Annotated in this window: 21 protein-coding genes; 16 read left to right on the forward strand and 5 right to left on the reverse strand. The window is 49.5% G+C overall.

Features of this window, described 5'->3' with window-relative positions:
* Positions 1–147: 147 nt before the first annotated feature.
* The 11 genes from AB1756_05485 (at position 148) to AB1756_05535 (ending at position 10,452) form a co-directional block, all read left to right on the forward strand.
* Positions 148–732 (forward strand): Fe-Mn family superoxide dismutase, encoded by a 585-nt coding sequence (locus AB1756_05485; GenBank protein ID MEW5806780.1) that lies wholly within the window; start codon positions 148–150, stop codon positions 730–732.
* Complete coding sequence (locus AB1756_05490; GenBank protein MEW5806781.1) at positions 704–1,717, forward strand: ABC transporter ATP-binding protein; 1,014 nt, start codon at positions 704–706, stop codon at positions 1,715–1,717. The genes AB1756_05485 and AB1756_05490 overlap by 29 nt, the downstream gene beginning before the upstream one ends.
* A 22-nt stretch (positions 1,718–1,739) precedes the next feature.
* Entirely contained in the window at positions 1,740–2,555 is an 816-nt protein-coding gene (locus AB1756_05495; protein MEW5806782.1) for an ABC transporter permease, read from the forward strand.
* Between the two features lie 182 nt (positions 2,556–2,737).
* Positions 2,738–3,958, forward strand: coding sequence for an isocitrate dehydrogenase (NADP(+)) (icd, locus tag AB1756_05500; GenBank protein MEW5806783.1), 1,221 nt, complete (start codon positions 2,738–2,740; stop codon positions 3,956–3,958).
* Between the two features lie 119 nt (positions 3,959–4,077).
* Positions 4,078–5,004 carry a malate dehydrogenase gene (gene mdh / locus AB1756_05505; GenBank protein MEW5806784.1) on the forward strand — a complete coding sequence of 309 codons (927 nt, stop codon included), beginning with the start codon at positions 4,078–4,080 and terminating at the stop codon, positions 5,002–5,004.
* 135 nt (positions 5,005–5,139) lie between these two features.
* Positions 5,140–5,982 (forward strand): fumarate hydratase, encoded by an 843-nt coding sequence (locus tag AB1756_05510; protein MEW5806785.1) that lies wholly within the window; start codon positions 5,140–5,142, stop codon positions 5,980–5,982.
* A gap of 27 nt (positions 5,983–6,009) precedes the next feature.
* Entirely contained in the window at positions 6,010–6,570 is a 561-nt protein-coding gene (locus AB1756_05515; GenBank protein MEW5806786.1) for a Fe-S-containing hydro-lyase, read from the forward strand.
* Positions 6,571–6,958: 388 nt separating this feature from the next.
* Positions 6,959–7,558: a hypothetical protein gene (locus AB1756_05520; GenBank protein ID MEW5806787.1), complete on the forward strand. Its 600-nt coding sequence runs from the start codon at positions 6,959–6,961 to the stop codon at positions 7,556–7,558.
* A 212-nt stretch (positions 7,559–7,770) separates the two neighbouring features.
* Positions 7,771–8,907 (forward strand): L,D-transpeptidase, encoded by a 1,137-nt coding sequence (locus AB1756_05525; GenBank protein ID MEW5806788.1) that lies wholly within the window; start codon positions 7,771–7,773, stop codon positions 8,905–8,907.
* On the forward strand, positions 8,904–9,662 hold the full coding sequence (locus tag AB1756_05530; GenBank protein MEW5806789.1) for a L,D-transpeptidase: 759 nt from the start codon (positions 8,904–8,906) through the stop codon (positions 9,660–9,662). Before AB1756_05525 ends, AB1756_05530 begins: the two co-directional genes overlap by 4 nt.
* Positions 9,652–10,452, forward strand: coding sequence for a hypothetical protein (locus tag AB1756_05535; GenBank protein ID MEW5806790.1), 801 nt, complete (start codon positions 9,652–9,654; stop codon positions 10,450–10,452). The genes AB1756_05530 and AB1756_05535 overlap by 11 nt, the downstream gene beginning before the upstream one ends.
* A 249-nt stretch (positions 10,453–10,701) precedes the next feature.
* Here the strand turns inward: AB1756_05535 and AB1756_05540 are convergent, their stop codons facing one another.
* Positions 10,702–12,345 carry a GWxTD domain-containing protein gene (locus AB1756_05540; GenBank protein MEW5806791.1) on the reverse strand — a complete coding sequence of 548 codons (1,644 nt, stop codon included), beginning with the start codon at positions 12,343–12,345 and terminating at the stop codon, positions 10,702–10,704.
* A gap of 148 nt (positions 12,346–12,493) precedes the next feature.
* Complete coding sequence (gene asnA, locus AB1756_05545; GenBank protein MEW5806792.1) at positions 12,494–13,624, reverse strand: aspartate--ammonia ligase; 1,131 nt, start codon at positions 13,622–13,624, stop codon at positions 12,494–12,496.
* A gap of 218 nt (positions 13,625–13,842) precedes the next feature.
* Between asnA and AB1756_05550 the strand changes: the two genes are divergently transcribed.
* On the forward strand, positions 13,843–16,122 hold the full coding sequence (locus AB1756_05550) for a M1 family aminopeptidase (GenBank protein ID MEW5806793.1): 2,280 nt from the start codon (positions 13,843–13,845) through the stop codon (positions 16,120–16,122).
* Between the two features lie 78 nt (positions 16,123–16,200).
* Here the strand turns inward: AB1756_05550 and AB1756_05555 are convergent, their stop codons facing one another.
* Together AB1756_05555 and AB1756_05560 are read right to left on the reverse strand one after the other, a co-directional pair.
* Complete coding sequence (locus tag AB1756_05555) at positions 16,201–17,376, reverse strand: HD domain-containing phosphohydrolase (protein ID MEW5806794.1); 1,176 nt, start codon at positions 17,374–17,376, stop codon at positions 16,201–16,203.
* Between the two features lie 11 nt (positions 17,377–17,387).
* Positions 17,388–19,559: a hypothetical protein gene (locus tag AB1756_05560; GenBank protein ID MEW5806795.1), complete on the reverse strand. Its 2,172-nt coding sequence runs from the start codon at positions 19,557–19,559 to the stop codon at positions 17,388–17,390.
* A 266-nt stretch (positions 19,560–19,825) separates the two neighbouring features.
* Here AB1756_05560 and AB1756_05565 point away from each other — a divergent pair, with 266 nt between their 5' ends.
* On the forward strand, positions 19,826–20,041 hold the full coding sequence (locus tag AB1756_05565) for a hypothetical protein (protein MEW5806796.1): 216 nt from the start codon (positions 19,826–19,828) through the stop codon (positions 20,039–20,041).
* A 54-nt stretch (positions 20,042–20,095) separates the two neighbouring features.
* On the opposite strand, the gene AB1756_05570 is transcribed toward AB1756_05565, so the two are convergent.
* On the reverse strand, positions 20,096–20,359 hold the full coding sequence (locus AB1756_05570) for a hypothetical protein (protein ID MEW5806797.1): 264 nt from the start codon (positions 20,357–20,359) through the stop codon (positions 20,096–20,098).
* Between the two features lie 145 nt (positions 20,360–20,504).
* On the opposite strand from AB1756_05570, the gene AB1756_05575 reads away from it, so the two are divergent.
* The 3 genes from AB1756_05575 to AB1756_05585 form a co-directional block, all read left to right on the forward strand.
* On the forward strand, positions 20,505–21,134 hold the full coding sequence (locus AB1756_05575) for a response regulator (GenBank protein ID MEW5806798.1): 630 nt from the start codon (positions 20,505–20,507) through the stop codon (positions 21,132–21,134).
* 162 nt (positions 21,135–21,296) lie between these two features.
* Positions 21,297–21,572, forward strand: a complete 276-nt coding sequence (locus AB1756_05580) for an FAD-dependent oxidoreductase (protein ID MEW5806799.1) — start codon at positions 21,297–21,299, stop codon at positions 21,570–21,572.
* Positions 21,573–21,670: 98 nt separating this feature from the next.
* Positions 21,671–22,003, forward strand: a 333-nt coding sequence (locus AB1756_05585; GenBank protein MEW5806800.1) for an NADH-quinone oxidoreductase subunit F, incomplete at its 3' end; no start/stop codon positions are given.

Genomic DNA, 22,003 nt, shown 5'->3' on the forward strand with positions numbered 1-22,003 from the left:
TAACGCAAAAACAGAGTCAAAATATTTTTATTGCTTTTCTCTATTCTGAGAGAGGTGCTATCATATTAAATCTTTAGTAAAGGGATATCAGAAAAACAAAATGACCGCTTGAATAGATTTATTTATAGATAAGCAAGGAGGGATAACATGATTTACACTGCAAAAGATTACAGTTATTTGATCGGGATGGAAGGGTTCAGCGAGGCTCTTCTGAAGAATCATTTTACACTATATCAGGGATACGTGACGAACACCAACAAGCTCATAGAAACGCTTGCTGGCATGTTAAAGGATGGGAAGATTGGCACTCCGGAGTATGCGGAACTGAAGAGAAGGCTCGGATGGGAATTCAACGGGATGAGGCTCCATGAACTCTACTTCGATAATCTCGGCGGGAGGGTTCCCCTCGATAAGAACGGTCCTCTTGCAGGGAAGCTGGCAGAAAACTTTGGAAGCCATGAGGCCTGGGAGAGAGATTTCAAAGCCACCGGGGCCATGCGCGGGATCGGCTGGGCCATCCTCTACCAGGATAATGTCGGCAGGAAGCTCATGAATTTCTGGATCAACGAACATGACGTTTCTCACCCGGCGGGATGCATTCCGATCCTCATAATGGATGTCTTCGAGCATGCCTTCATGATAGACTACGGGCTGAAGAGAGCGGACTACATCGAAGTCTTCTTCAGGAACATCGAGTGGCAGAATGTCAGCAATCGGCTCGGGAGTTTTTGATTTGAATTGTTACGCGGTAGAGACATTTCAGCTTCACAAGACATACATCAGGAGAAGATCGCTCAGGGATCTGGTCACACATCCCTTCAAGGCTGCTGAAATAGTGGAAGCCCTGAAGGACGTAAACCTCCACATTGAGAAAGGGGAGATCTTCGGCTTTCTGGGTCCAAACGGAGCGGGCAAGACCTCTCTCCTGAAGATCCTTTCCTGCCTTGTCCTTCCGACAAGAGGGCGCGCCACCGTCAACGGAGTCGACATCAGGAAGGAGAAGAAGGTCAAATCGAGCATCGGCCTCGTGACTTCCGATGAGAGAAGTTTTTACTGGCGCTTGAGCGGCATTGAAAATCTGAGGTTTTTCGCCAGGCTCTACGATATCGCGGGGGGAAATATAAAGAGTCGCATCAACGAGCTGATCGAAAGAATGGATTTAGGCAAAGTTGCTGCCCGACCGTTCATGAGTTATTCCTCGGGTATGAAACAGAGACTTTCCATCGCAAGGGCCCTGCTCCACAATCCTCCGATCCTCTTTCTCGATGAACCGACCAGGAGCCTCGATCCGCAAAGCGCCATCAATCTTAGAGAGTTCGTAAAGAAGGAATTGAACGGCAGAGAAGGGAAGACAATTCTCCTGGCGACTCATAACCTCAGAGAGGCAGAGGTCCTCTGTAACAGGATAGCAATCATGTCTGAAGGGATGGTGAAGGAGATTGGTTCGGTTGAGCGGATAAGGAGGATCGGGCTGAAGGGAAGACTATTTGCCCTCGAAGTTCATAATCTGCCACCGGAGGTCAGGGGAAATTACAGGATCATCCGGGAAGCCAAGACGAGCAACGGCAATATCCTCATCGAAGTTTCATTCGAGGGGAATGGCGAACTATCATCGCTCCTTGAAACAATCATCGGGAAGGGTGGAAAGGTCATCTCCTGTGACAGAATCGAGCCTGACCTCGAGGAAGCCTTCTCGAGGATTTTGAGAGGAAATTGATTCAGGTCGGGGGATGGTCAGGGTGCAAGTTTTGATCAATAGCATGATAAAGATCTGGGCGTTCATCAAGAGGGACTTCCTCACGGAGGTCAGTTATCGAGCTGCCTTTCTCGTCCAGATGGCGGGGATCATCTTTTCAATCCTCGTATGGTATTTCATCTCGAAGATAGTCCCACCGGACATAGCCGAGCTAAAAGGTCTGGATTATTTCTCCTGGGTTCTCATAGGAATCGCCTTTACATCCTATCTGAACACCGCGCTCAACTCTTTCGCGAGGAAGATCAGGAGCGAGCAGTTGACGGGAACGCTCGAGGCGATGCTCGTGACCCCCACAAGAACGCCGATGGTCATCTTCTCATCGGCGACCTGGGAGTTCATCTTCTCATCATTCCGTGTCGTCGTGTATCTTGCTCTCGGCACATTTCTTTTCAACGTGCAGGTGCATATGGAAAGCCTGCTTGCCTTCTGCATCGTCCTCCTTCTCACCATCCTGTCCTTCTCAGGGATCGGAATCCTTTCGGCAAGCTTTATCCTCTATTTCAAGAAAGGGGACCCGATCAATTTCTTCATAACGAGCGTGATGACCCTCTTTGGCGGGGTGCTCTTCCCTTACGAGAAATTGCCTCCCTATCTTATGAAGATATCTTATTTCCTCCCCATCACATATTCGCTGAATGCCATCAGGGATGCTCTTCTCAAGGGAGCACCTCTCGGAAAGCTTCAGAACGAGGTCCTCATCCTCGCCATTTTTGCCATCGTAATCGTTCCGCTGAGCCTTCTGGCTGCACGCTTTGCCATCAGGAAGGCCAAGGAAGAGGGCTCCCTCATCCAGTATTAAACAGAAATGCTGCATCGGCGGAATACTATTGACTTTAGCTATGCCTTATAGTAGTATTTGCGTCTCAAAAAGCTAAGGACAAGCAGCAACCAAATAATAATTTCAATGGAAATTTGCTTTTAGAAAGCCATAGCTTGTGAAAATTTTCCATAATCAATTCCTGGAAAGGAGAAAGAAGAGTCATGAGTAATCCAGAAGGAAAGAAGCTTGAGTTCAAGGGAGGCAAGCTCTCTGTTCCGGAGAATCCCATCATCCCATTCATCCGCGGAGACGGTGTGGGACCCGACATCTGGGCCGCTGCCGTACGGGTCTTCGAAGCCGCCGTGAAGAAGGCTTACAGGGGAGAAAGGATCATCGTCTGGAAAGAGATATATGCTGGGGAATCGGCTTTCAATATGTTTAATGAATGGCTTCCGCAGGCAGCCGTCGATGCCGTGAAGGAGCATCTCATTGCCATCAAGGGGCCTCTGACGACTCCGGTGGGCGGCGGGATCAGGAGCCTCAACGTTGCGTTGAGACATATCCTCGACCTCTATGCCTGCGTGAGACCTGTGCGCTATCTAAGAGGAACACCCTCTCCGGTGACCCATCCCGAACATGTAAACTTCATGATCTTCAGAGAAAACACAGAAGATGTCTATGCCGGAATCGAGTGGAAATCCGGGACTGACGATGTCATGAAGATCATCAGGTTCCTGAAGGAAGAGATGAAGAAGAACGTGAGGGAAGACTCGGGGATCGGCATTAAGCCGATATCTCCCTTTGGCTCGAAGAGGCTCGTGAAGAAAGCCATCCAGTATGCCATCGATCACAACAGGGAAAGTGTCACTCTCGTGCACAAGGGGAACATCATGAAGTTCACCGAAGGGGCATTCAAAGAATGGGGATACGAAGTGGCGCAGGAGTTCGGCGATAAGGTGATCACCGAGATGGAGGTTGCAGAGAAGTTCGGCGGCACGGTGCCGAAAGGAAAGATCATCATCAAAGACAGGATCGCCGACTCGATGTTCCAGCAGATTCTGCTCCGTCCGAAGGAATATCAGGTTATTGCAACTCCAAACCTCAACGGCGACTACCTTTCTGACGCGGCGGCCGCGCAGATTGGCGGACTCGGCCTGGCACCAGGGGCCAATATGAGCGACACGATTGCCTTCTTTGAGGCGACGCACGGAACAGCTCCAAAATATGCCGGGCTCGATAAGATCAATCCAGGTTCGCTCATTCTGTCCGGCTTGATGATGCTTGAATATCTGGGCTGGAAGGAAGCTGCGGACCTCATCTTCCGGGCCATGGAAAAGACCATTTCCAGCAGAGTTGTCACCTATGACCTCGCCAGACAGATGGAGGGGGCGAAGGAAGTAAAGTGCTCGGAGTTCGGCTCGGCCATCATCGCAAACTTATAAGGCATGACGAAAGCAATATGCTTCATTAGAGTGAAATGAGCATCGGCATCGTTTCCCGACATGAGGCAGATTTTGGAATAATCAACGCAATTTTGCCAGTAACAGACAGGAGGGAAAAAATGAAGAAAAAAATCACGGTGATCGGAGCAGGCCATGTGGGTGAGCACGTGGCGCAGAGGCTTGCGCATAAGGAGCTGGGAGACATCATCCTACTCGATATCATTGAGGATATGCCGAAGGGGAAAGGGCTCGACATGTATCAGGCTAACCCCATTTACGGGTCTGACAGCATGGTTCTCGGCACCAATTCATACGATGATACGAAGAACTCTGATCTCGTCGTTCTGACGGCCGGTCTTCCCAGGAAACCAGGAATGAGCCGCAGCGACCTCCTCGACATGAACACGGAGATCGTCAAGGGGTGCTCGGAGCAGATTAAGAAGACCTCTCCCAACGCTATTGTCATCGTCGTCAGTAACCCACTTGACGTCATGGCCTACGTGACTCTTAAAGTGACCGGATTCCCGAAACACAGAGTCATCGGCATGGCAGGGATACTGGATACGGCCAGATTTAGAGCCTTTCTCGCCATGGAGCTTGGAGTTTCAGCTGCCAGCATCAACACGCTCGTGCTCGGTGGCCATGGAGACAGCATGGTCCCGCTTCCGAGATACTCGACGGTCGGTGGCATTCCCATCACAGAACTCCTTTCACAGGACAGGATCAACGCAATCGTGGACAGGACCAGACAGGGCGGTGGAGAGATCGTAAAGCTGCTCAAGACTGGAAGTGCCTATTATGCGCCGGCTGATGCTTGTGTGGAAATGACAGAATCAATAATCAAGGATAAGAAGAAAGTCCTGCCCTGTTCCGTCTATCTCGAAGGTGAGTACGGGATCAAAGGATGCTTCGTCGGCGTTCCAGTGAAGCTCGGGATCAACGGTATCGAAAATATCTACGAGATAAAGCTGGATGCCGCAGAAATAGATGCCCTCAAAAAATCAGCGGCCGCCGTCATGGAAGATCAGTCCAGGTTGAAACTATAGCCCTGAAGAACGCCCCCGGATAGATTCTCGATCATTCCGTCAGAGCGGCGCAGAAAGCGATTCGAAGCAAACACTTATAGGATGGGTGATCTTACCGAAACGAGGATTATTCATCCAACACGCATGAGGCATTCCATGAGAGAGATTGAGTCAAGCACGATCATAGAGGATGTATCCAGGGCCTGTATCGAAGCCAACAACGACATCGGCGAAGATATGGTGAGGATCTTCCAGGAAGCCTTTGAAAAAGAGGAATCGGAATCCGGAAAAGATGTATTGAGACAGCTCATCGAGAACGCGAAGATAGCAAAAGAAGAATGGCTTCCCTACTGCCAGGATACAGGCTTTGCCGTCTTCTTCGTGGAACTCGGTCAGGATGTTCACATTAAGGGAGCGACTCTGGAGCAGGCAATTAACGAAGGGGTGAGAAGGGGGTATAAGGAGGGATATCTGAGAGCCTCCATCGTCTCCGATCCACTGAGAAGAAAAAATACGGGCGACAATACTCCGGCCATCATCCATATCAGGATCGTCGAAGGAGACAGGCTGAAAATCACAATGGCTGCAAAGGGTGGCGGAAGCGAGAATATGAGCCGGATCGCAATGCTGAAACCGTCGGATGGCAAGATAGGGGTCGAGAACTTTGTCGTCGATACGGTCTCCAGTGCGGGGCCAAATGCCTGTCCTCCTCTCGTCGTGGGTGTTGGAATTGGCGGCACGATGGAAATGGCGACTATCCTGGCGAAGAAGGCAGCCGTGCGAGCCATCGGCTCCAGGAATCTCGATCCCTACTACGCGGCAATGGAGGAGGAGCTTGAGGAGAGATGTAATCGGCTCGGCGTGGGGCCCATGGGACTGGGCGGAAGAATCACGGTTCTGAAAATCAATATCGAAACGCATCCGTGCCACATCGCGAGTCTTCCGGTGGCGGTGAACATCAACTGTCATGCCGCTCGCCACAAAGAAATCGTGCTTTAAAACGTTTGCTCTTTCGGGAGGTTATGAATGGTGGAAAAGATCGTGAGAACACCAATAGATGACAGGACCGTGGAATCATTGAAGGCCGGGGATATCGTCAAGATCAGCGGGAAGGTCCTGACGGGAAGAGATGCGGCCCACAAGAAGATGATCGATCTGATCGATTCGGGCAAAGAGCTACCCTTCGATATCAAGGGACAGATCATTTACTATGTCGGACCGACACCAGCGAAGCCTGGAATGGTAATCGGATCTGCAGGCCCGACCACCTCTTCAAGAATGGATTCCTACGCGCCGAAGCTCATCGAGAGAGGTCTCAAGGGAATGATCGGAAAGGGGTACAGGAGCGGGGATGTGGTGGAAGCCATGAAGAAATACAAAGCAGTCTACTTTGGTGCCGTTGGCGGAGCAGGCGCCCTTCTTTCAAAGACGATAGTAGGCTCTGAAATCTTGGCCTGGGAGGAGCTAGGCACGGAAGCGGTGAGAATCCTCGATGTCAGAGATCTTCCCGCAACAGTCATCATCGACTGCAACGGGAACGATCTATACGCCATGGGGAGAGCGAAGTACGAGAAGCCACAGAAGTGAAGAGCACCAGAGCGATAGAAAAAAGGCTTGTAATTTCTCTTCGCTTTTCATAGAATAAAGGCGCTTTACAATTCGATGGCAAAGATGTGCTAAGTTAAGAGGGCTTTACCCTGATTATTTTTAGCAATCTTTCGAAATGGACAATCCCTGAAAAGCAAAATAAAAAATATGAAGGAGGCTTGAAAAGAGAAGTTTTTTGTGTATCATAATTCAAATTAAGTTTGGCAATTATTATATAAGGATAGTTGGATGATGAAAAAGAGGATTTGCCCATCCGAAGGGCCCACAGGAGGTGATAGGTCGGCAAACGATAAAAGAGATAACAATTCCAAAAGATAGATGAAAGTTTCTAAACGACAAATAATTTTATTGTGGAGGATTAAAAGAGATGAAAAAGTTATTTTACCTGCTGGTTGCTGCATTGCTTCTGACCGTTGTCGCCTGTGCCAAGCCGCCACAGCAGGAGATCGACGCCGTCACGGCAGGTCTCGATTCGGCGAAGAGTGCCGAAGCAGCCACCTATGCTCCTGATTCTCTCAGAGCCGCCGAGGATGCTCAGGCAGCGATGCAGGCCGAGCTCGACACCCAGCAACAAAAATTTGCGCTGTTCCGCAGTTACAAGAAAGCAACCGAGCTGGCAAAGACCGCTCAGGATGCCGCCAAGAAGGCGGAAGCTGATGCCGTAGCCGGTAAAGAAAAAGCTCGCCAGGAAGCTGAGACAGTGATCGCCGATGCGAAGACTGCCATCGAAAAAGCAAAAGCGGATGTTAAGAGAGCCCCGAGAGGAAAAGGCTCCCAGGCTGACATCGCCCAGTTGAACGCGGACATCACGGGCGCCGAGACAACGCTGGCTGAAGCGGAAAGCACATATGCCGGCGGTGCCTACCTCGACGCCAAGGCAAAAGCCGAATCGGCAAAGAGCGCTGCTGAGACCGTTTCCGCCGACGTCGAGAAAGCCATAGAGATGAAGAAAGGCTTAAGAAAGTAAGATAGACCTTACGTCAGGACAGAAGGGTACGGATTTTACCAGGCGTAACGATTCGTACCCTTTTTTCTCGATTTCAGACAGATCACACACTTTCAAATTCTTGATTCCCGCGATACGCTCGCTGCTGGAGCATGAATCTCTGCCCCGGCCGACAACCTCCGGATGCGATATCATCTCTAAATGATACAATAACTGTGCAACGAGATAGACTTATGAAGAAGTTTATAGTCTGGGCATCAATCGTCATCATAATATTGCTAATTGGTTTTTTCGCTGTAGCCTACGCCATGAGGGATCTTCCGCCTGAAGAGATCAGGAAGAACGCCTGGGCTGCCATCGGGAATGCCAGAAGGGAAGAGGCAGCAAAATATTCTGAGGATTATCTCATCAAGGCAGAAAGCGCTTACCGGCTCGGGCTGCGACTGGCTGGAAGAGAGTCGGCCCGTCTCTTTTTCCTGAGAGATTTTGACGTTGCCCGCTCCCGTTTCGAGGATGCTCTTCACAATGCGGAGCTTGCAGCAGAATCGGCAAGGGGGAGCAGGGAATCACTGAAGTTCAATGCCGAATCGAGCATGAACAAGGGAAGAGATCTCGTTCAGGGAATCGATAATCTAAGGAAGACGATCAGGCTCGACGAGATCCGAGCCCTCAAGCTAAGGAGAGGGAAAATCGCTCTCCATGAAGCGCAGATTTATTACAGGGCCGGGGAGTATGCCGATGCCGCCGAAACGGCGGAGAAGGCAATCGACCAGCTTGAAAACGTCCAGGAAATGGCCGTAGGTGTCGCTAAGAGGTACATGGACCGGGATCATATTCAGAAGTGGAAGAGATGGATTAGCGAAACCATCGAACATTCCAGAGAACGTGGAACGACCGCCATCATCGTGGACAAACTCAAGCACATGCTTTCCCTCTATCAGAATGGAGAGAGATTGAAATCATACAAGGCTGATCTGGGATTCAACTTCATTAACGACAAGTTCTATGCTGGAGACAACGCCACTCCGGAGGGGAAATACAAAGTGATCAAGAAAAAAGGGAGAGGCCAAACCATCTACTATAAGGCGCTCCTGCTCAATTATCCCAATCATGATGATTGGCAGCGATTCCAGCAGGCAAAGAATCGCGGCTACATCTCGAAGAATGCCCGCATCGGCGGTATGATTGAGATCCACGGGGAAGGAGGGAAGAATGCAGACTGGACGAAGGGATGCGTGGCCCTTTCCAACAAAGACATGGATGAGCTCTTTGCTCTCATTGAAATCGGGACGCCTGTTACGATCGTGGGAAGCGCGGATTTCAACAGAGAGTTCACCGAATTCGTCGAGCGAAATGGGAACAGCAAATGATAGACGTAGATCGTGAAATGCTTGAAGAGTTGCAGGAAGCGGCGCCCGAGCCTGAATCGAAAAAGAAAGGCTGGCGGATCTTCAGAATCCTCTCATTGGCTGCTGCGAGCCTCGTCGTACTTTTTTCTCTCTTTATCTTCAGTTCCGGTTACAGCTATATAGGCTATTCTCAAGAGTCCGTGATCATCAGACACGCCTGGGATAATCTCTATCAGCAGTCCGTCAATGACTGGAAAGAGATAGACAAACAGATTACCGGCATGAAGAACAAGAACAAAAAGATGAAGAAGACTTTGGAAGCCTTTATGCCAAAATCGGAGTACATCGTTATCGATTCAGCTTACAATCGTCTTTATTTGAGGAAAGGAGATAAGACTCTTCTCGATGCGGTCTGCTCGGCGGGAAGCGGGGCCATCCTTGTGGATACTCCCAGCGGAAGGAAATGGGTTTTCGACACGCCCCGGGGGGAGTTCCAGATCCTGAGCAAGCAGGAGAACCCGGTCTGGAAGAAACCGGATTGGGCTTTCATCGAAGAGGGAAAGCAAATTCCGAAGGAGCCTTCCGAGCGATTCGAATACGGGATGCTTGGTGAATATGCTCTCTACTTCAGCAAGAATGGCTACCTGATCCACGGGACTCTTTACGAGAGACTGCTGGGAAAAAGCATCACGCATGGTTGCATCAGGGTCGGCAGGGACGACCTGCGAGTCCTATACCAATTGACAAAGATAGGAACGAAAGTGTATGCCTATTGACAGGCAGATATCTACATTACACTTCAAGGTTATAATTGCCACGATTAACGCCTGTTTCCATTTCATATTCACCTCCTTCTTTCCGCTCCTCTTCATCGCTTCTTCATTCCTTTTCGCATCTTCACTCCTTCCTGCCGTAGTGGAGGAGGAGAAAAACCCTCAAGATGAATTAGCAGGACTCAAGTATGAGAACGATATCCTTGAAGCAAAGATCCAGCTTGCCAGGAGTGGCAAATTCTATCTCATCGCCGACCTGCAAGAGAAGAAAATCTATCTGATGCTCAAAGGGGTTCCTCTGAAAGAGTTCAAGGTGGAAAGGATCGAAATCGGCAGGAGAATTTTCATTTTTATTCCCGGATCGATGAAAACCTCCTTCAAGCATCTCTATTCTGATGGGATCATAACGCCTGCAAGGGTGATCGAACGATTCCAGATAATTCCCCCGCCACCAGAAGAGGTCACTCTACGGGAGAAACTTCCCGAGGAAGAAATACCCCCACCGGTCATCCCTGAACCCAAGCAGATCAGCGTTCCCCATCTCTTCAGTCTTGTCTTCAAGGAAGGCTTTGCCATGGAAATGATCTCATCGCAGGTCGACAAGGAATCCCCGGCTTTCCTTAAGAGGCTATCCTCCAGATTGAAGACGAAGCTTATGGATGTAGTGGCTCTTTTCAAGAAAGGGAAAGGCGCCAAGCTGCGGATATTCATTGATGCCGAGAGCCAGAGAGCCTTCTATAGGATCGTTCCCGACAACATCAACGTCATCATCATTTTCAGACGTATTCTCTAGGGAGGCCCTCAGCTTTTCCCGATGAATGTTCAGATTAGTTCTTCACGGGACGCCGGACGAGCCGAACATACTGGCTAATGCGGGGAGAATACAGCAGAATATGTTATGAAGCCCTTTCATATTGAACAACAGCATTCTCATGCAGGTATAATTTAGTAGGTACGGCAGGAAGCCGCCTGGCTTATATGAATGCATGCCCCCCCATCGCTACCTATTATTCTAGCGAAACTGCCGTGCCTTTTTTTAGGATCATTTCACGGAGAAGAAAACACTCTTTGAAGCAGAACCTCCAGAAATGTTATCCACGACTTCGACCTCGAGGATGAAGTCCCCCTGAGGCCAATCCTTTAAAGGGAAGGTCCATCCCTGAATCTCGTATTTCAGGTTTTTCTTCTGGATCGGCATTCCGATGGCCCTGCAGTGTTCCCCCTCTTTCCTGCAAAATCGGTAGGTGATCGTGAAATCGGGAAGTGAGCTCTCAGGATCGCCGAAGACGTTATAGACGACGAAATACACGCCAAATTCCTCATTCCTGCTGAACTCGAAAGAGGCTTTTGGCTTGATGAGGATGTTTCGGGCAAATTTGCTGCCGGGATCATCATGATACTCCATAGAGCTGGTCAGGACAAGGCTGCTGAGGGCAGGTCTTTCAACAGGGATGTCCGGAACCTGAATCTCAATTTCGAAGTTCCCCGCTGATCCATGGGGCAGGTTCAGTATCCCGATCTTGGCGCGGTAATCTCCGGGAGGAATCATGACGCGGGATAGAAGGATGAGATTCTCTCCGTCATCAATGATGTTTCCCGGAACGATGGCATCGCTAGCGAAGGAGTAATGGGTCTCCCGATCTTCCTTGCTTTCGATCCTGCCAAAGATGGATACGAACGCAGGCTCTCTCCCTCCCTCAGCGAGGATCTCTTTCTTGGGAACTGTGCACTGCAGGATGACGTAAGTTTCCTTTGCTGCGTTCATGAAGAAGAGGGTCGCAAATGTTCCCTGGATCGTGTTGAAGAATTCAGAGGTCGTTACGGCTTCATCGATGAGTTCTTCCACAGTCGGGGCTTCGAGTGCTTCACCGAGGTCGAGCTTGAAGGCAATGCTATTTTCAAAAGAGAAAGGAGGTGTGTAATCAACGTATCGGGAGAATTGGATGTCTGCCCGGGGATTTGTGGCCATTATGGAGTCTCTCTGGAAGATGAAGAAAGCGGAAGAATCAGGCCTTGCTGCTAACCCTGGAAAAAGGTACGTGTAATGTTGTGGGTTATCGCTCAGAATGTATTCATTTGAACTGCTCCGGTAGAAGGCGACTATCAGGTGAGGTGGAAGGTTCTTACTCCTGGATTGAAGGTATGTCCACCTCTCGATACCCCGGAATCCAGTATCGACTCTCAACTGTCTAGAATCTGATACGGCAGTGGCAGATTGCCCCGTCATCAAAATGGTGGCATCGGATAAGGTTGTGTCTTTCCCTTCCGAACCAACAAGGGGTGGGGGAAAGGGAACATCTGGATGGGTGTCGCTCTCGATGATGTCGGGAGGCCCGAGAAGGATGAAGATCTTTCCCCTGTCGGTCTTCCATCCCGGCTTCGATGTTTCGTTGAACATTGCATTTGCCGTGAGGACCCTATCCCAGAAGACTTCCCTGAACTCATTCCTTACCGTTCCCGGAGTGGCATCGCGTTTATACCAGAACCTGTATATGAAATAGGCACGCTGAGTATCGGTTTTCAGCTTCTTAAAGGCTTTCTCTTCTTTTGAAGTTATGATATATCGGATTGGACCTTCAATCCACCTCTTGAAACCGCCATTTTCACTTTTTTCTTGCGCCAGGTGAGTATGAAGAAAAGAAAACGCTATGCATAAGCCGAAGAAAATTGTCTTCATTTTTTTCATCGGATCACTCAGGAGACAGCTACTCTTATTTTAATTCAGAGCCTGCTGTTTATCCATGGATTAACGTTCGGGGTTTCCCGAGTATTATGGAACTCCTAGCCCCTGAGCGAAACTTCGCAAGAGCGGCTAATAAGGACGAAGCGTTTTCCTACTCGAGCACATGGATATTTCTCTTGGCGCAAATCTCCTTGAGTATCTTTGGCCATACCGTGACGCTGACTTCTCCAAGGTGAGCTTTTCTGAGCAGGAGCATCATTGTGCGGGACTGTCCGATACCGCCACCGATGCTGAGTGGGAGCTCGTTCTTATAGATTCCCTGATGGTAGGGCGTTTTGAGAAGATCAAGCTGGTTAGACATCTCAAGCTGCTTAATGAGGGTTTCCGCGTTGATACGAATACCCATAGATGTGAGCTCGTGTCGTCGCCTTGTCACCGGATTCCAGACAAGGATATCGCCGTTGAGGCCATGCATCGGTCTTCCGTCCTCGGAGACAGTCTCGGTAATCCAGTCGTCGTAATCTGCGGCTCTCATCTCATGAGGATAACCATCCTTCAAAGGCCAGCCAACACCGATAATGAAAATGGCAGGATATTCCTGGAGGATCATGGTCTCCCTCTGCTTTCTGGGCAGATCGGGAAACCGATCGAGAATATCCTCGGCATGTATAAATACTAGTTCATCGGGAAGAGTCGAATATTTTTTCGTTTTTAATTGAGGATACAGATCATGAACAATGGTTTCGGCACCCTTGATGACTTTCCATATCTTCCTGACGATCTCTTTCAGGAAATTCAGATTACGCTGGTCAGGAGTTATGACTCGTTCCCAATCCCACTGGTCCACATAGGCGCTGTGATCATGATCGAGGAAGTAGTCCTTCCGAACCGCGCGCATGTCTGTGCATATTCCCTCGCCGGGTTTCATGCCGAACTGTTTCAGAGCCACACGTTTCCACTTTGTCGCAGCCTGCACGACCTGGGCGTCGATAGGGTTTTTATTATAATCATTGGAGATGTGGAACTGGATAGGTGTTCTCGAGCCATCGCGGTCCAGCATGTCGTTAACGCCGCTCTCCACGTCCACGATCAACGGGACCTGCACCATTATCAGATTAAGCTCTTTGCAGAGATTCTCTTCGATGTAGTTTTTCGTTGCATAGAGAGCTTTCATGGTTTCTCTACGATCCAGCAGGGGTGTGTAATCATCTGGAAGGATCTTTTCAAGATCTTCATAATTTCCTATACCAGGCCCTGCCAGATCTGCCTTCTTGTCTATCATGGTTATCCTCCTTAAAAGTTGGTTCGTTAAGTAATTAGTTTAAAAGATGTCTTCGGCTCAGAGAGAAGAATTCCGAATACAATTTGGTTATTCAAGTTGCTTTATTATATCTATGGAGAATATATTTATCAACCGTGGTAAGGAGATATTCCATGAGGCTTCGTGCAAAGAGATCCGCGAAAAAAGATAGAGACTCTTATTCACGAAATAGGAAGGCTATGAAACTAAAGAAACATGCGTTGAGATTTTTCACTATCACTTTTCTGGCAAGTTGTAGTCTCATGCTACAGCAAAGGGACAGCCTCCAGGCAGAGGTTTTACCGAAAGTGTCGGAAACTTCCGAAGCCTGGAAAATCATCTCGCATCATCTGCTGGTCCAGCTCGATATAGAAAAACATCTTCTGAACGTAACGGATACACTTACGGTCTTGCCCGGCCAGGACCGTCTGGATCTATTCCTGAACTCTTCATTCAGGGTTCATTCCGTTTTCTGTGATTCATCTTCGCAAAAACTGAAGTTCTATCTTTCCAAAGATTACGATCTTTCCGAATTCTATTCTTCCATAACCGATGACATCGAAGAGGGTTATGAAAACGCCTCGCTCCTTACTATTAACGTTCCCAGGAGAGTTGCCTATGGCAAGAAACAAATTACCATAACGATCTCCTATGAGGGGAAACTTTATGACCCTCCCGGGACGACTGAGTTTTCAAGACAGAAGGTAGCGGATCAGACCACCGGAATCATTGGTGAGGAAGGGGTCTACCTTTCAGAAGCCTCTCACTGGTATCCGACCAGGCCCAGAGCTCTATCAACATTTCGCATGGAAGTAACGCTCCCTTCTTCCTATGAAGTCATTTCGGAGGGAGATTTTGCAGGAAGGAGTGTAGATGGGGAGTGTGCTACGATAATATGGGACGTTCCATATCCAACGGAAGCGCTTCATCTTGTTGCTGGGAAGTATGTCATCACGAAATCTCGATACGAAGAAATAGAAGTCTCAACATACTTCTTTCCGGAAGAGCAGGGACTCTCCGAGCAGTACATCACAGCCGTAAAGAGATACCTGAAGATGTACGAAGAAATGATAGGGAAATATCCTTACAAAAAATTTGCCGTCGTCGAGAACTTCTTCTCCACGGGATATGGCATGCCCTCCTTCACACTCCTGGGAAGGGAAGTCATCAGGCTTCCCTTCATCGTTTCGACGTCGCTCGGGCACGAAGTTGCCCACAATTGGTGGGGGAACTCCGTATTCGTCGATTATGAAACGGGGAACTGGTGTGAGGGATTGACGACCTATCTCGCCGATTATCATTATAAGGAGTTAGAATCGGAGAAAGAGGCAGAACAGTACAGGCGGGAAATCTGCCGCGATTATACGAACTACGTTGCACAGTCAGGAGAAGATTTTCCGCTCACATATTTCCACCAACGAACCACTCCTGCAACGAGAGCCATAGGGTACGGTAAGAGCCTCATGATCTTTCACATGCTGAGAAAGTTAGTGGGATCTAACCTGTTCTATGATACGTTGAAAGAGTTTTATTGCAAGAGCGCATGGAGATACGCCTCTTGGAAGGACATAAGGGATGTCTTCGAGGAAAAGAGCGGCAAGGATCTGGGCTGGTTCTTCAAGTTATGGGTTGAGAAGAGCGGAGCTCCGATCCTGAGGCTTGAGAACCCCTCATATCGAATGAAAGAGGACGGATATCATGTTGCATTCGATATTATCCAGGAGCCGAATTGCTATCTATCCATTCCTTATGAGATCCAAACGGAAGATGGGCCGGTGAGTGCAGGAAGCCTGAATCCTGCAATCCCTGGCACGGTTCAAGCCGAAATCGGGGCGGACTACGGTTCTGTCCGGACGCATTATGAAGTGCTTGTGGGATCCCTTCCTCTTTCCTTAAGCGTGGATCCACATCAGGAAGTCTTCAGAAAACTGCATCCCGAGGAGATCCCGCCCATTTTGAGTGGTGTTCTTGGAGATCGGGGGCATCTCATCGTGATTTTGCACGATGAGGATCAATCACTGCAGGCAGCCTACGCCGAAATTGCTGGCAGTCTCTCCAGAACAGGAGAAGCGAGGATAGTCAAACTCGAAGACTTGACCGATGATGACCTTCGCAGAAATTCTATCCTGATCCTTGGCAACGCATCAAACGTGAAGAAGTTCAAGGATGTCATCGGCGCCTTTCCGGAGACATTCTCACTTTTGAGGGATTCCTTCACGCTCAACGGCAGAACCTACGGGAGGGATTCATCCGTCCTCTTTACTGTGAAGAACCCATGGAACAGCAGCAAGACGATCGCCATCTTTGCCGGTTTCAATCCAGATCCTGTGAAGACATCTGGAAGAAAGCTTCCCCATTACGGCAAATATTCTTTTCTCTCCTTCACTCTGGGAGAAAACAAGGATAAAGGCATTCTCCCCGTAGCCAGCAGCCCTCTGATCCACAGATTCCCGCCTCGGGGCAGCGATTCAACCAGATAAGCTTGTGGTTGCTTAGGCTTAATCCCATCGACATGCAGCTATCGCAAGGGATAAGGAATTATTAGAAATTTTCAGAACTTATCCTACCAAAAGAGGATCGGTTATATGCGGTGCTTGGGGAATCACATAGTTCTTCATCAGGCTAATGAAGTTTCTGGCGAGGAGCGGATTGAACTCCTTTCCCGCATTGTGACGAAGTAGCCCCAGGATGTGGGCGGTATCCAGGGGTTTTCGGTATGGGCGCTCGGTTCTCAGAGCATCGAAGAAATCCGAAATGGAGATTATCTGGCTGCAGAGATGCTGCCCGTTTCTTCTGTAGCAGAGGTCAGGATAGCCACTTCCGTCGTATTTTCTGTGATGTTCCAGAGCCGCGATGATCGAGAGCTTGGGGACATTCTTCAGAGACGCGAGATATTTCGCGCCATAGAGAGTGTGGCGCTTCATCTCCTCCCATTCCTCGATCGTGAGGGTTTCTTCCTTTTCCAGTATCTCCGTCGGGATAAACATCTTTCCCACATCATGGAGGAGAGCCGATATTCCAATCTGATGGAGGATGGTTCCGCTGAAGCCGAGCGATTCAGCCTGAAACATGCTGATGATGGAAACGTTGGTAGCATGAGTGTAAGTGTATTCGCTGTAAGTCTTAACCTTTGGGAGAAGACTCAGGATATTGGCTTCCCTCTTGTAAACTGCGATGAAGTTGACAACCATATCTTCTAATCCAATGATATCAAGTTTCTTGAAGCGACTGGCATCCTGATATGCTTCCCTGAGCCTCTCTATCTCTTCTTTGGTATACACCCTCCCGTGTTCCTCTTCGATCTCTTCCAGAATTTCTGATTTCATCAGAGGCTTGATGCGGACTTCCACTTTCCCCGTCATGATATGTTTGAACGAGGTTGTCAGCGTCTTCCCGGGCTTGGCAAGCTGCGCGATGAAAGAGAGAAGCTCCCCGGAGGTGACACCGCTTGAAAAGGTTATGTTCTCGACTCCCTTTCTATTCATCTTCTTGATGAAGTTCTTGGCGTAGATCCCCTTGTCGGGGAGGAGCTGTCTGTCCATGACTATCTCGTCCTGCAGTATCATTATGCTAAAAGAAGTGCGCGTCTCGAAGAGTTCGTTAAGGATTGAGACGCATTTCTCTGCTCTCTGGATCACCATGGGATGGGTTTCTGAGTAAAGGGAACTGTCCGTTATGGCAACCGTCATGTTGTATATCAACTCGGTGACGGCTTTTTTCAAATTTACTTCCATCGTCTCCCCTCCTAATGCTCCAGCATTTTTTCGCACAGATTCTTGATCTGCTTGTTCTTTGACCGTAGTCCTATTTCGATCAAGCGCCTCGCTTCTTCAGGCGGGTATCCCGAAAGGCTCTTGATGATCTCCGTCTTCAGCTCATCGAGAGTGGCTTTATAGAACAGGCTCTTCATATTGAAAAGATCGATCAGAGCATCCATGGACGCCGGGTCGCCTATGGCGCTGAGCGCTTTAACAACGGAGATCTTATGGCGGAGTCCTACTTCATAGACTTCTTTCTTCTTCAGCATATCGATGAGAAGAGGAACAGCCTCCTTGATCCTGTAAGCACCTGCCAGAACGGTCGCCCGTTCCCTGATGAAAAGATTCTCGGACTTCAGATGATGTTCTAGATATCGGAACGCAGTGGGGTCCTCGAAATGGAGAAGGGTCCGAAGAGCCTCAAAGGCAATCTTTACGTTCTTATGGGTGCAGAATCCCCTGATGACATCAGCTTCTTCTCTGGCCATGCATTCCCTCAGAAGGACGATCATGTTGCGCGTGACGTACCACCGGTTGTCCTCCAGCCTTCTCTTTGCCTCCTGGACCACGGTTTTCCCCATCTTGGCCAGGAGCCTCATAAGGAATTTTCTGCTCGTCTGATTGATCTCCTCAATGAGAGCATCGATGAGAGGCGCGACGATACTCTCGTCCAGAGCAAGGCATAGTTCGATGGCAGCATCCTGGTATCTTCTCCCCGTAAGACGGAATGATGTCACGATCTTTTCCATGAAAGAACGGCCGTTGAACTTATGGAAGGCTTCGGCGGCGATTTCCATGTGCGAGCCTTCCAGAGAAATGCTCCTGACGGCGTTCAGAATCTTAATGATCTCCTGATACTGACCGTTCTCGAGGAAACGCTCCGCCAGGCTCGCGAGCCTGCCCGTGAAGGTAAGGAAATCCTCTTTCGTGAGGATGTTGCTTTTCAAGATTTCTATGATAACGTCAAGGGAATAATCATCCAGAAACCTTTCCTCGAAGCATCTCTCCATCTCCCGGAACTTGGACTGCTCCAGCTGGGGGAAATCGATGGAGATGATCGCGTCGATTTCCTTCTGGTAATCCTGGGAGACATAAGATTTATTTCCATCCTCGGCGAATAGCCGGAACGATTCCAGGTCAACTTGGATATCATCGACGATATCGCTGTAGCCCAGATCCATGTTGCCGCCGGAACCCATCGAGAAATCAATCCCTTTCAGCTTCGAAAATTTTCCCAGAAGGCTCTTCAGAGGTGGAGGAATAAAGGCATCCTGTTCGTTGATCTGCTGGAGTATAGCGAGCAGGTTCTCCGTAGACAGCTGTTTGAGGATATCTTCGGCCGCCGATTTATCCAGAGAGAGATAGTTAAATGTCCCCGACATGAACTGTTTCTTCAGGCTCGGTTTAAGCCCATCTATGAACTTCAGGAAGCGGGTGAAGGATTCTCCGCGGGTCCTTCTTGCATCCGACGTCTCTCTCAGATAGGATGTGATGACCTTATCGTATGTCTCTTCTTTGGAAGCATCCGGCATCGTCTTGTTGATAAAGGCGGCGAGCGTTTCCGGGGGAATTTCATCGAGACGGGGGGTTTCCGAATCACCTTCGACCAACCGTCCTTCAATAAGACCGTAGATGAAGGTTTCCCAGATGTTCTCCTTCTGTTTCGCTTCCGGCTCCGACCCGGGTATCCCCTCAATGGCGTGGAACGCCGAGTAGTCGATAAGTGAGACTTTTATGTTATCAACCTTTTTATCTTCGAGGACTTTGAGTATACCGCCGGATGCTTCCAAATCCTCCTTCTTGGTAGTAATGGCCCTGTGGAAATTGATGATCTCCTCCTTGGTGGCATTGGAATGGAAAGTGACGGCAGCGATCCCCATGCTGTAAAGAGCCAGGGCGAACTCCTGATAGACCGGGTTCTTCCTGTCCAGATACTGTTGATCCACGATGAGTGTATCTTTCGCGATGGCCAGAGTGATGCTGCTTCTTATCTCGAAGAGTTTGGTGAGAAAGGAACAGACCTTATCTATGCTCTTCTCGATCGCCGGATGCCCTTCGGGATAGATGCTTACATTCCTGGCAAGGATGTTGAATTCGATGACGGCCTCGGAGAGAAGCTTTGCATCGAGTGGAAGTTTTTCTTTGATGTCCTGTATCATATGTTCTTCACGACTGTAGCGAAGGTTTTCTGCTCCGTTTTCCTTTATCAAATTTAATGGCGAGGCATCAGAAAATCAAGGAAATAGATCTGTTGAGTCAATATTTGTTTTGATTCTCGGCGGCCTTTTATTATAATAATGTTAATACAAAGAGAAGAATCGATACTCTGGCAGGTAAGCAGCAACAGTAAGGACAGACAATATTCAGGCTGATGATGCCAGATTAGAAACCCAGAGATGTTAATGGCCTTCCGCCCAGGTATTTTATGGACATCCGCCGCCTTTTCTTTAAGCCGTTACAGAGCCTTGGCGGAAGGGTAATCATCATCGGGGCATGTCTGCTGGTCATCCTCGGGGCCTCCACTTACTACACCAGCGAAAAAAGCAAAAAGCAACTTCTAGAGCTGTATCGGGAAGAACTAAACCTCATCTCTCACGTGGTCTTGAAAAGCGTGACGGATGCCATGATACAGGCCCAGTGAAAAGAGCTTCAGGAAACTCTGTCGAAGGTTGCTACCCTGGAGGATATTGATGAGTTATGGGTCCTGAACCGCGATGGCATCATCGTCGTAGATGCAAGAAAGAAAAAGAAGGGCTAGAAAGCCTATCAGGACGATCTTCTCAGATCGCACGCCAGACTCTTCACCGTCGAGTCGAGCAGTCACAGGAACATGGCCACGCTCGTTCCCATCCAGAACGAGAGATCCTGCTGGAATTGCCATGACTCTCGAACAAGAGTTCTCGGCTATCTCTCCGTCCAGCTTCCGCTGAGTCGGATGGAAAATGCCATAGCCGTTCATCGCCGGATCCAGTTAGGCACGGCGATCGCAATTTTTTTTCTGATCAGCCTTGTCACTGCGTTGGTCTTATCAAAGATGGTGAGTGCTCCCCTGAAGGAATTGATGACCAAGATGCTCCAGGTCCAGGAAGGAAATCTTCAGGCACATGTCCCGGTGCAGAGACCTGTGCGACCTAAAGCTCCCTGACATCGATGGGTTAGAGATTCTTAGAAGATGCAGGCAAGTCTCGCCGCAGAGCGTTTTCGTGATGATCACGGCTTACGGCACCGTAGAGACCGCCGTGGAAGCGATGAAGATAGGAGCCTTCGATTTCCTGGAGAAGCCCTTCTCCTACGATAGGCTTCTGGACGTCGTCAAACGGTCTCTTGATGTGAAGAAGAGCTGTGCTATGGTTCCGGAAGAGAGCTTTCCGCCACCAAAGTATCCGGTAGGTTTTGACCAGATCGTCGGGACCAGCCCATGTATGCAAGAAGTTTACGGCGTCATCGAGAGCACCGTTGCTCCTGCCAGGGGTGAATGGATCACGCCGGACGACCTGCCAGCAAACATCAACGGACGGAGAAGAGGGATCAGCGCCGACTTCAGCAGCCCCCTCAAAGAGGCCAGGCAAAAGCTGCTCAGCAGCTTTGAAAGGGAGTATCTCATAAGTGTCCTGACGGAGAACGAATGGAACATCAGCAGAACGGCCAGGTTCTGCGGAGTGAACCGCCGGACCTTGCAGAGGCTTCTGAAGAAGTACGAGATCATATTCAGAGAACCTGACGAACTGTCCTAGGCAATCCTTAGCAATAGAAATTTTCGACTCTCAATAAAAGCGGTCTCGGCTGGTAGCCGAGGATAAAAAAGACAATAATGCCGCATCCGCGAGCATTGCTCCTGGGTCACGAGCGATGGCTATTCCGCCACGGAGAAGGCAAAACGGATCCTTTCCGCCGCCGTGAAACGAGTCTTCTACCAGGTGCCTCTGCAGGTGCGGACGGTGCCGGTCAATTCGAACGCCCTCGTCGTCGGAGGCGGCATCACGGGGATCGACGCTGCCTTGAAGATTGCCAGCGCGGGCCGCAAGGTCTATCTCGTCGAGCGAGAACCTTCCATAGGCGGGCACATGGCTGATCTGGACAAAACCTTTCCCACTCTGGACTGCGCCGCATGCATCCTCTCAACCGGCTATTCCTCACAAGGGATAGAAAGAGGAGATTTCCATGGAACTTAGCCGGGTGGACGTCATTATCGACCGCCATAAGAACAAAAAGGGAATGCTGATAGGTGTTCTGCAGGACATCCAGGACGAATTTTACTATTTGCCGGAAGATGTCCTGCGGCGGGTGTCCGAGCAACTGGGCCCCCTCCCTGAACGAAATTCCTTTCTACTTCAAACAGATGAAGATCGCTTTGCGGAATTGCGGCTTCATCAATCCGGACTCTATCGAAGAGTATATAGCTCGAGGCGGTTATTTCGCTCTGCACAAAGTCCTGACCCAGTTTCAGCCGGAACAGGTCATCCAGGAGATTAGTGATTCCGGCCTGCGTGGTCGCGGCGGCGCCGGTTTCCCGACCGGCCGTAAATGGTTCTACTGTCGCGCGGCAAAGGGTGATGAGAGATATGTCGTCTGCAATGCCGATGAAGGAGACTCCGGCGCTTAC

The organism is Acidobacteriota bacterium (genome assembly GCA_040752675.1).
Taxonomy (GTDB): domain Bacteria; phylum Acidobacteriota; class Polarisedimenticolia; order JBFMGF01; family JBFMGF01; genus JBFMGF01.

Bases quoted from the DNA above. Each gene is read 5' to 3' on its own strand.
- AB1756_05530 (MEW5806789.1), top strand. From the start codon at position 8,904: ATGATAGACGTAGATCGTGAAATGCTTGAAGAGTTGCAGGAAGCGGCG.
- mdh (MEW5806784.1), top strand. From the start codon at position 4,078: ATGAAGAAAAAAATCACGGTGATCGGAGCAGGCCATGTGGGTGAGCAC.
- AB1756_05565 (MEW5806796.1), top strand. From the start codon at position 19,826: ATGGACATCCGCCGCCTTTTCTTTAAGCCGTTACAGAGCCTTGGCGGA.
- AB1756_05555 (MEW5806794.1), bottom strand. From the start codon at position 17,376: ATGGAAGTAAATTTGAAAAAAGCCGTCACCGAGTTGATATACAACATG.
- AB1756_05550 (MEW5806793.1), top strand. From the start codon at position 13,843: ATGAAACTAAAGAAACATGCGTTGAGATTTTTCACTATCACTTTTCTG.
- AB1756_05570 (MEW5806797.1), bottom strand. From the start codon at position 20,359: ATGAACGGCTATGGCATTTTCCATCCGACTCAGCGGAAGCTGGACGGA.
- AB1756_05540 (MEW5806791.1), bottom strand. From the start codon at position 12,345: ATGAAAAAAATGAAGACAATTTTCTTCGGCTTATGCATAGCGTTTTCT.
- AB1756_05510 (MEW5806785.1), top strand. From the start codon at position 5,140: ATGAGAGAGATTGAGTCAAGCACGATCATAGAGGATGTATCCAGGGCC.
- AB1756_05575 (MEW5806798.1), top strand. From the start codon at position 20,505: ATGTCCCGGTGCAGAGACCTGTGCGACCTAAAGCTCCCTGACATCGAT.
- AB1756_05520 (MEW5806787.1), top strand. From the start codon at position 6,959: ATGAAAAAGTTATTTTACCTGCTGGTTGCTGCATTGCTTCTGACCGTT.
- icd (MEW5806783.1), top strand. From the start codon at position 2,738: ATGAGTAATCCAGAAGGAAAGAAGCTTGAGTTCAAGGGAGGCAAGCTC.
- AB1756_05525 (MEW5806788.1), top strand. From the start codon at position 7,771: ATGAAGAAGTTTATAGTCTGGGCATCAATCGTCATCATAATATTGCTA.
- AB1756_05490 (MEW5806781.1), top strand. From the start codon at position 704: ATGTCAGCAATCGGCTCGGGAGTTTTTGATTTGAATTGTTACGCGGTA.
- AB1756_05560 (MEW5806795.1), bottom strand. From the start codon at position 19,559: ATGATACAGGACATCAAAGAAAAACTTCCACTCGATGCAAAGCTTCTC.
- AB1756_05485 (MEW5806780.1), top strand. From the start codon at position 148: ATGATTTACACTGCAAAAGATTACAGTTATTTGATCGGGATGGAAGGG.
- AB1756_05515 (MEW5806786.1), top strand. From the start codon at position 6,010: ATGGTGGAAAAGATCGTGAGAACACCAATAGATGACAGGACCGTGGAA.
- asnA (MEW5806792.1), bottom strand. From the start codon at position 13,624: ATGATAGACAAGAAGGCAGATCTGGCAGGGCCTGGTATAGGAAATTAT.
- AB1756_05535 (MEW5806790.1), top strand. From the start codon at position 9,652: ATGCCTATTGACAGGCAGATATCTACATTACACTTCAAGGTTATAATT.